General features: G+C 33.8%; 9 protein-coding genes, 1 tRNA gene and 1 pseudogene. 8 read left to right on the top strand and 3 right to left on the bottom strand.

The window, feature by feature from the left end; genetic code table 11:
• Both ABF281_RS02280 and ABF281_RS02275 read right to left on the bottom strand, forming a co-directional pair.
• Positions 1–1,656: pseudogene (locus ABF281_RS02280) on the bottom strand (LuxR family transcriptional regulator); the annotation flags it as partial.
• A gap of 130 nt (positions 1,657–1,786) precedes the next feature.
• Entirely contained in the window at positions 1,787–2,407 is a 621-nt protein-coding gene (locus ABF281_RS02275; protein WP_347180079.1) for an FKBP-type peptidyl-prolyl cis-trans isomerase, read from the bottom strand.
• 71 nt (positions 2,408–2,478) lie between these two features.
• On the opposite strand from ABF281_RS02275, the gene ABF281_RS02270 reads away from it, so the two are divergent.
• Positions 2,479–2,859, top strand: coding sequence for an RNA-binding S4 domain-containing protein (locus tag ABF281_RS02270; protein WP_347180080.1), 381 nt, complete (start codon positions 2,479–2,481; stop codon positions 2,857–2,859).
• Positions 2,860–2,871: 12 nt separating this feature from the next.
• Positions 2,872–3,369 (top strand): phosphoribosyltransferase family protein, encoded by a 498-nt coding sequence (locus ABF281_RS02265; protein WP_347180078.1) that lies wholly within the window; start codon positions 2,872–2,874, stop codon positions 3,367–3,369.
• A gap of 3 nt (positions 3,370–3,372) precedes the next feature.
• On the opposite strand, the gene ABF281_RS02260 is transcribed toward ABF281_RS02265, so the two are convergent.
• The gene (locus ABF281_RS02260) at positions 3,373–3,882 is read right to left on the bottom strand and encodes a shikimate kinase (RefSeq protein WP_347180077.1); all 510 of its coding nucleotides are present in this window, start codon (positions 3,880–3,882) and stop codon (positions 3,373–3,375) included.
• A gap of 240 nt (positions 3,883–4,122) precedes the next feature.
• On the opposite strand from ABF281_RS02260, the gene ABF281_RS02255 reads away from it, so the two are divergent.
• The 6 genes from ABF281_RS02255 (at position 4,123) to ABF281_RS02230 (ending at position 8,596) form a co-directional block, all read left to right on the top strand.
• Positions 4,123–5,277, top strand: coding sequence for a DUF4861 family protein (locus tag ABF281_RS02255; protein WP_347180076.1), 1,155 nt, complete (start codon positions 4,123–4,125; stop codon positions 5,275–5,277).
• A 149-nt stretch (positions 5,278–5,426) separates the two neighbouring features.
• Positions 5,427–5,509, top strand: a tRNA-Leu gene (locus ABF281_RS02250).
• A gap of 11 nt (positions 5,510–5,520) precedes the next feature.
• Positions 5,521–5,925, top strand: coding sequence for a tRNA (adenosine(37)-N6)-threonylcarbamoyltransferase complex ATPase subunit type 1 TsaE (tsaE, locus tag ABF281_RS02245; protein WP_347180075.1), 405 nt, complete (start codon positions 5,521–5,523; stop codon positions 5,923–5,925).
• Between the two features lie 108 nt (positions 5,926–6,033).
• Entirely contained in the window at positions 6,034–7,221 is a 1,188-nt protein-coding gene (locus tag ABF281_RS02240) for an alanine dehydrogenase (RefSeq protein ID WP_347180074.1), read from the top strand.
• A 62-nt stretch (positions 7,222–7,283) separates the two neighbouring features.
• A complete protein-coding gene (locus ABF281_RS02235) occupies positions 7,284–7,712 on the top strand; it encodes a hypothetical protein (protein WP_347180073.1) in 429 nt (142 codons plus the stop codon).
• A gap of 2 nt (positions 7,713–7,714) precedes the next feature.
• Entirely contained in the window at positions 7,715–8,596 is an 882-nt protein-coding gene (locus ABF281_RS02230; RefSeq protein WP_347180072.1) for an aldose 1-epimerase family protein, read from the top strand.
• The last annotated feature ends 8 nt before the right edge of the window (positions 8,597–8,604 follow it).

Raw genomic sequence — 8,604 nt, 5'->3', positions numbered from 1 at the left:
TTTTTTAGAAAACCCCCATAATTTATTTTCTGAAGGAACGTTTATCAAAACCCCTGAAATAAAGTTATCAGTATTGGTATAGTTAGACAATAAAGTATCTTTTATGAAAAGATCTTTTTTTACATTGTATTTGTAGACACCGTTTTGGTAAGAATACAAAATATCTCCTTTATATTTTAACAAGGCTGAATGAATACCCTTGTCTACTGAACCAAGAATAGAAACATTAGAGACTTTTGTATAATCATCATTAATGGTTAGTTTGTAAACCCCTTTGTACTCGTGATTTATAAAAATAGTATTCTTATTTAGCCGTTCGAAGTATCTACTAGAAATATTAAAACCTTGTATTTTATTCTTGAGTGTCCATTCCCGATTGGTTTTATGAAACACATACAACCCAGAGTAATTACCTTGAATAAAAGTATCGCGGGATAGAGATTCTATTTTCCAAGTTCCCATAACGTCTCCTATTAATGTTGCTTTTTGGTTTTCAACTTTAAAAGTCCCAATATTATGACCACAAAACAAATCCTCACCTATGGCCTTTAAAGTCCATACCTGTCCTTCAGTTTTTTCTACGAATGTGAAATTTTCATCCGTCTCTTCTCTACAAAACAAGCCCTGGTTAGTACCCAAATAAATCATTCCTTTGTGAACAATAGAAGCATAAACAGTTCCTAACACTCCACTAACATCAGTATAAACTCTAAAGGGTGAATTTAAATTGATCGTATTAATTCCATCATCAAGACCAAGCCAAATATTTTCATCCAGATCTTCAAAAAGACTCAAAATTGTGTTATCGCTTAACCCTTTTTTTTGATTTATTTTATACTTAATGTTGGCTTTGCTGTCTACAATTATCACTCCGTTAGATATAGAACCCAATACTAGGTCTCCACTTAATAATTTAATAGCACTGTATAATGTATCATCCTTAATACTCTTGTTTAAATCAACATTCCATTCTTTTATCTCTCCATCTTGTAAGTAAAATATCCCCTCATTGGCCGTGACATATATCAATCGATCATTGACATCAAGGATTGAAATCACATCATGTTCTTTGAATACTTTTTGGTCGGAGACTAGCTTTGACAAGCCATTGTCTAGTCTAAAAATTCCTTTTTCACTATCTTGATAATAAATCCTACCCCTGACCTTGAACATGGAATTTATTTGTGAATGAGCTGTGATGACTTTATACTCTTGGGTATCTATATTATACAGGTAAATTCTCTTTAGAGATTGAAAAAGCATCCAGCCTTCTAATGCTTCAATATGCCAAAACTGTTCATCTTCTAACAAATCGATATTCTCCGAAAGAGAAGTATATTCTAAAAGTCCCGAATTATTTTTGGTCCAATATCCAAATCCAGTGTAAAAACCAGTAAATATTTTTTCTCCCAAAACTTTTACAGACCTCATGATTGTTTCATTAGGTGTAGGATAAAGCTTTGAGGATGATCCATCAAACTCAATTAAACCTTTATTGTTTGCAATATAAATGTGTTTGTCTTCCGACTGTGAGATCGCCCAATTTTGATTTCCAGCGTCAAAATATTCAGAAGAATAAACACTAATCGGTGGAAGCTCTTGAGCAAACAAGAAATTAAAAGATAAAAATAAAAAAGGAAATAAAAGTTTACTCATTTTATAAGTTTATGGTGTTTTTCAAATTCTAGCTTAAAATTACTGAATTAAAACGAATAAACATTTAATTGAAAAAAAACACCCTCAAAATATTAATTTTTGAGGGTGTATCTGTTAGACAAAAAAGCTATTAATCATCACCTACAGAGACAACTGTTTTTAGGTTAATTTTAAAAACTAAAGTCTCATTAGGTCCCACAAAGCCTTTTCCTATATTTTGATACCCTAACCCAGATGGAATAATCATGAATCCCTTTCCTGTTTCAGAATACTGTCTAGGAATTGATGAATCCGTTTCGCTTGAAACTCCACCTCTGAAGACAACCAAACCTATTCGCCACCCACTAATAACGCTGAGTAGTGAAATGAAATTATTATCTTTTTCTATTTCTTCATAGAAAGTTCCATCCAAGGCACTTAAACTATAACTTATGTTAACAGTATCATCTTGATCAGGATAATCCTGACTCCCCTGCTCATAAACATAACTATACATTTCATACACCACATCATTAATGGTATCAGACAACACCTGCAAGTTAGCATCATCACTCAACGCAACCTGATTGGCATCTAAATCTTTAATTTCATGGTCAATATTATCATAGTAGTGTGTATTTAAATAATTCTCTATGATTGGTTTTTCGATTTCATACTGCTCGGCATGATCAAACACTTGTATCGTATTGGTAGGTTCACAGCTTGATATGGTCATCGCTATGAGTACAAAGCCTATTTTTTTAAAATTCATTATTGAATGTTTTTGAAGATGCAATTTACAAATTTCATATCTTAGCAGAAAGAAACAAACAAAAATATAATATGCGTATTGACAAATACTTGTGGGCCATTAGAATGTTTAAAACACGATCTATAGCAACCGAAGCCTGTAAGAAAGGCCAAGTAAAAATCAATAGTAATAATATCAAGCCTGCAAAAGACATTTATATTGGCGAAAAAATAACTGTTCGCAAAAATCAAATCAATTACCAATTAGAAGTATTAGACATTCCTCCTAGCAGAGTTGGTGCAAAGCTTGTAGATCTTTACAGAAAAGACACTACACCAAAGGAGGTTTTTGAACATCTAGAACTCCTAAAACAATCTAAAGACTACTATCGACAAAAAGGCGCAGGTAGGCCTAGTAAGAAAGATCGTAGAGATATTGAGGAATACCAAGAAAACAACAACTTTGAGAATTAAAGTCATTTACACATGAACAAATCTATCATTCTAAACCATCAAGAAATCACTCAAAAAACCAAAAGGATTGCTTTTCAAATTCTGGAAAGTCATTGTGAAGTTGACGAAATTGTTCTTGCAGGAATCAATGGTAATGGTTTTATTTTTTCTCAGAAAATAAAAAACCATTTAGAACAAATTTCTAATATAAAAATCACACTCTGTGAAGTTATTTTAGACAAGAAAAACACTTTAAAAGACATAAGAACGACTATTACTGAAGAAGAATACGCACACAAACATATTGTCTTAATCGACGATGTTTTAAACTCTGGAAAAACATTGATCTACGGGGTAAAACATTTTCTAAATGTACCTGTCGCAACTTTCAAAACCGCAGTTTTAGTAAATAGAAATCATAAAGAATACCCAGTGAAAGCAGATTTTAAAGGAATCTCTTTATCTACTTCCTTACAAGAAGTGATTGAAGTAGATTTTAGCAACGAAGAATCCGTTGCATATTTGTGTTAAAAGTTACAAATAAGACACAATCTCATTGGCGATATCTTCAACACTTTTGTGATCTACCGATACTGTTTGTTCAGCTTGTGAATAAAATGGATACCTTTCAAAAAGATGTTTCCCAATAAATGCTGACAAGTCGCCATCAGTTATCCTAGCGATAAGGGGTCTTTTGCTTTTTTCTGGCAACAACCTAGCTACCAAAGTAGGAATATTTGCACTCAAATATACTGAAGTTGCATTTTGATTGATCAGCTCCATGTTTTTTCCAAAACAGGGAGTTCCCCCACCCAAAGACAAAATAAAATTATCTTCTTTTCCAAATAGATGCATGAGACATTCTGTTTCTAACTTTCTAAAATATATTTCTCCTTTTTCAGCAAATAGATCAGCAATAGACTTCTTTTCTACTTCTTCAATGTAATCATCTAAATCTATTCTTTTTAGCTTTAAAGCGCTACTCAAAACTTTAGATATTGCAGATTTACCACACCCCATATAACCCAATAAGACTAATTTCATATTTACAAACAAGTTAGTTTTACTGACAAATATCTTGTAAAAAAACAGCTAAAAAAAGTTTACCTCCCAATAATTTATAAAGCAAGTAATTTATACAAACGTTTTTGAAGATCTTTCTTGAAATTCAAATTTCAAAAACATCAACTTAATAGTATGTTTTGAATGTTAATCTTATTATCTTCAGTTTTTAATTTTAAAATAAAATCCTTTAACATTCTGATGATGAATTACTCTTATTTAATGACAGCAATATTAAGTATTTCCTTGCTGTCATCATGTAACCAAGAAGACAAAACAAAATCTATTTTAGTAAAAAACAACTTAGACTTTGACAAAACTTTTGAAACGATCGAACTCACAAAACAGTTTTTAAACGTTACTGATTTAAACACAGTAGGCTTTTTAGATAAAAAAAACAATCAATTACAAATTACACAAACTGTAGATAGCGATGGAGACGGAATAATGGATGAAATTTTGTTTCAACCTAAAATAGAAGCAAACACTGAAAAAACTTACGATATTGTTACTGTCACAGAAAATGAAAAACCTCAAGCTGAAGACTTGTGCTACTCTAGATTTGTTCCAGAAAGAACTGATGATTACACCTGGGAAAACAACAAGGTAGCTTTCAGAGTCTATGGACCTGTTGCTCAAAAAATGATAGAAGAAGGTATCCGTGGTGGAACACTTTCTAGTGGTGTAGATGCATGGCTTAAAAGAGTAGAATATCCAATCATAAATGAATGGTACAAAGGAAACGATACAGAACATGGCTATTATCACCATGACCATGGTCAAGGGCTTGATAACTTTCACGTAGGAACTAGCCGTGGAGTTGGGGGTATAGCAGTAAAAGTTGACACTACTTTTTACCTATCCAAGAACTATACAAAATGGAGAACAATCACGACAGGACCAATCAGAACGAGCTTTTACTTAGAGTATGAAAATTGGGAAGCAGGAGGAAAACACATTAAAGAGTCTAAAATTGTTAGTCTAGATTTAGGACACAATTTATCTAAATTCAACACATCCATAGAAGGAACCAAAACCATTCATGCAGGATTGACTTTACACGAAAAAGATGGGGTCGTGACAGGAAACAACAAAAAAGGTTGGGTCAGCTACTGGCAACCACATGCAGACTCTGAAATAGGAACAGCAATCTTAGCGCCAAAAGGAACATTTAAGAACTACGAAACATATGACACTGAACGCCGTGATCTCAGTAATGCCTATGCAGAGCTAAACGTTAAAGATAACAACGTGGTCTATTATGCAGGTTTTGGATGGCTCAAAAGCAAACAATTTAAGGATAAGGAAGATTGGGAAAATTACCTTAATCAATTTTCAAGGCAAATCAACAATCCTCTTGTTGTAACCCTCAGATAAACTAGTTATTTAAACTTATCTCTTCAACGTCTAAATTTATTTTTAGACGTTTTTTATTTTTTTTCTAAAACAGTAATATTCCTGATGGTCATTGCACTGAATATATATATATTTGCAGGGTTACCATTTTGTTAAACGCAAACAAAAAAACACCTATGGCGGAATTGGTAGACGTGCTACCTTGAGGGGGTAGTGTCCTATGGACGTGCTGGTTCGAATCCAGTTAGGTGTACTAAAAAAGATATGGAAATCTCTTATGGTTTAAATGATTTAGCCGAAATCGCAGAAGCGATCATTACCAACACCAAAAGCAAAACAATTTTATTTTATGCTGCTATGGGAACTGGTAAAACAACCCTAATCAAAGAAATTTCAAGACAGCTAGGTTGTAATATTAGCTCCTCTCCAACTTTTGCACTGGTCAATGAATATGAAACCACTAATGATGAAATTTTATATCATTTTGACTTTTATAGAATAGAGAATGAAATAGAAGCTTATGACATAGGGATTGAAGAGTATTTAGATAACAATTCATGGGCTTTTATTGAATGGCCTGAACATGTAGAAAATATACTGCCAACGGATGCACAAGTAGTCACCATAACAACAAATGAAGACAACAGCAGAACCCTCACTATGAACTAAAAATCATAATCGTTTCCATACATTGCATAGACAGCAACTATAAAAAGGAATACCTCAAGAGTTAAGGATCACTTAATTTCTTAACCCAACATAAAACCAAACCAAGATATGGCTGTACATGGAAAATTTGAATTTGATCTTCAGGAAGAAAGACTAGCAATTTCACCAAAAAAGAGAAACTTTCTGATTGGAATTCCTAAAGAAACATCACTAGAAGAAAATCGTGTCTGTCTAACACCTGATAGTGTAGCTGCAATGGTTTTACAAGGGCATAAGATCGTGATTGAAACTGGCGCAGGTTTAGCCTCTAGCTATTCTGATACTGAATATGCTGAATCTGGCGCAAAAGTTGTTTATTCAGCAAAGGAAATTTTCGAATGCTATATGGTACTAAAAATAGCTCCTCCTACCCTAGAGGAAATTCAAATGATGAAACCTCAAACCTTTTTAATTTCATCTTTACAACTCAAAACACAAACAAATCACTATTTTAAAGCGCTCGCAAAAAAAAACATTACTGCCCTTGCTTTTGAACTTATAAAAGATGAAGAAGAAAGCTATCCACTGGTGAAATCATTAAGCGAAATCGCAGGTAAAGCAGCTGTTCTTATTGCTTCTGAATTGATGAACATTGATCATGGTGGTTCTGGTAGGTTACTCGGAAATATCAGCGGGGTTCCGCCTTGTGAAGTGGTTATTCTTGGAGCGGGAACTGTTGCACAATACGCTTCTCAATCTGCTCTAGGCTTGGGAGCAAGCGTAAAAGTTTTAGACAACTCTATTACCAAACTAAGGCAGTTACAACAAAACTTGGGTACTCCTATTTACACGTCGACCATACACCACAAAGCATTAAAAAAAGCTTTAATGCGAGCTGATGTTGTCATTGGTGCAATCAAAGGAAAGACAAGAGCTCCCATTATTGTCTCTGAAGACTTAGTTGAAATCATGAAAGAAGGTGCTGTTATTATTGACATCAGTATAGATAGAGGAGGATGTGTTGAAACTTCAAAATTGACAACCCACAGCAACCCTACTTTTAAAAAGCATGGGATCATACATTACTGTGTCCCCAATATTCCGTCTCGATACGCAAAAACAGCCACGCTATTGATTAGTAACATTTTAACCCCGTATCTTCTCAATATATCTGAAGAAGGAGGATTTGAAAACACTATCAAGCACAATACAATTATGAGAAGTGGTGTGTATGCCTACAAAGGAGTAGTCACAAACAAAGCGATCTCTGATTGGTTTGAATTGCCGTATACAGACATCAATTTATTAATATTTTAATTGAATAACACAAGCAGTATTACAAACAACTTCTTTACTTTTGAACACAAAAACAACTAAAAATGCTAAAAGAATTACTACATAAAATTGATGCCAAATTATTGAGAAGATTTGGCTACTATTTTGGAGGATTGGCGCTTGGTGTTGTTGCCCTGTCTTACATAAACAAACAAAAAGGAACTACCTTTAATTATGGCCCAACTGCAAGAGTCTTAAGCCAAATAAGACTTAAAGACACTTTGAAAATTTCAGAACAAGCACAACTGGTGCTAACCAAACACCATTTAGATTCAATGGACATACAATATGTGCTTTTTAATGGAGACTGGAACAGGGACAAAAGTCATGTACATCAAAAACCCTGTCCAGATTTCTGGATTGATGCTACTATTGGAAAGAGGATTGATGACAACGTTGTCCGAAAAAAATTTTCATTTGTCATTGAAAGATGTGAATATACCGCGACCATTATCGATGTTAAAGCCAATTAATAATGAAATACTATACCCTAGAAAACCAATTTCTAAAAGCGACATTCAAAACAAAAGGAGCAGAACTTATTAGCCTAAAGAAAGAAAACACTGAGTACATTTGGCAAGGAAACCCTAAATTCTGGAACAGACATACCCCTGTTTTGTTTCCATTTGTTGGAGCACTAAAAAACAATACCTACAGCTATAATGGTGAGACCTATCATATGGGGCAACATGGTTTTGCTAGAGACCAAGACTTTGAATTAAAAGAAAAAGAGGCAACCAAAATCACCTTTGAATTGGCCGCCAATAAAGAAACTTTAAAAGTGTATCCTTTTCATTTCGTGTTACAGTTGACCTATACGTTAACAAATAATGAGTTGGTCACTTCTTATCGGGTAAAGAACACGGCAGACCAAGCGTTGTATTTTTCTATTGGAGCTCATCCAGCCTTCAACTGCCCTATAGATAAAAACCAAACTAGAGAAGATTATGTACTAAAGTTTGATTGTGATCAAACCCCAGCATCAAAAAAAATTGAAGAGGGTCTTATTGGCAACAAATCTTTTCCTGTATTTAAGCATAAAGGGATAATCGAACTCACTAAAAATCTCTTCGATAAAGATGCCTTAATTTTTGATCCCAACCCTTTTTCTGAGGTTACACTCATACACAAAGCCACAGGAAAAAAAGAATTGAGTATAGAATTCAGAAATTTCCCATACTTGGGCATATGGTCAAAAAACCAAGAATCACCATTTATTTGTATTGAACCTTGGCAAGGCATAGCGGATAACGTAAATCACAACCAAGAACTTCGTGATAAAGAAGGTATCCTCAAATTACCCAAACAACAATCTTTCCATTGCGAATACAAAATCTCTCCAGGAACATTGGGATAAGTTGTTCC

The organism is Wenyingzhuangia sp. (assembly GCF_039768515.1).
Lineage (GTDB): Bacteria > Bacteroidota > Bacteroidia > Flavobacteriales > Flavobacteriaceae > Wenyingzhuangia.
Note: the sequence above shows the minus strand (reverse complement) of the source record. Positions and strands in the feature narration are given on the sequence as shown.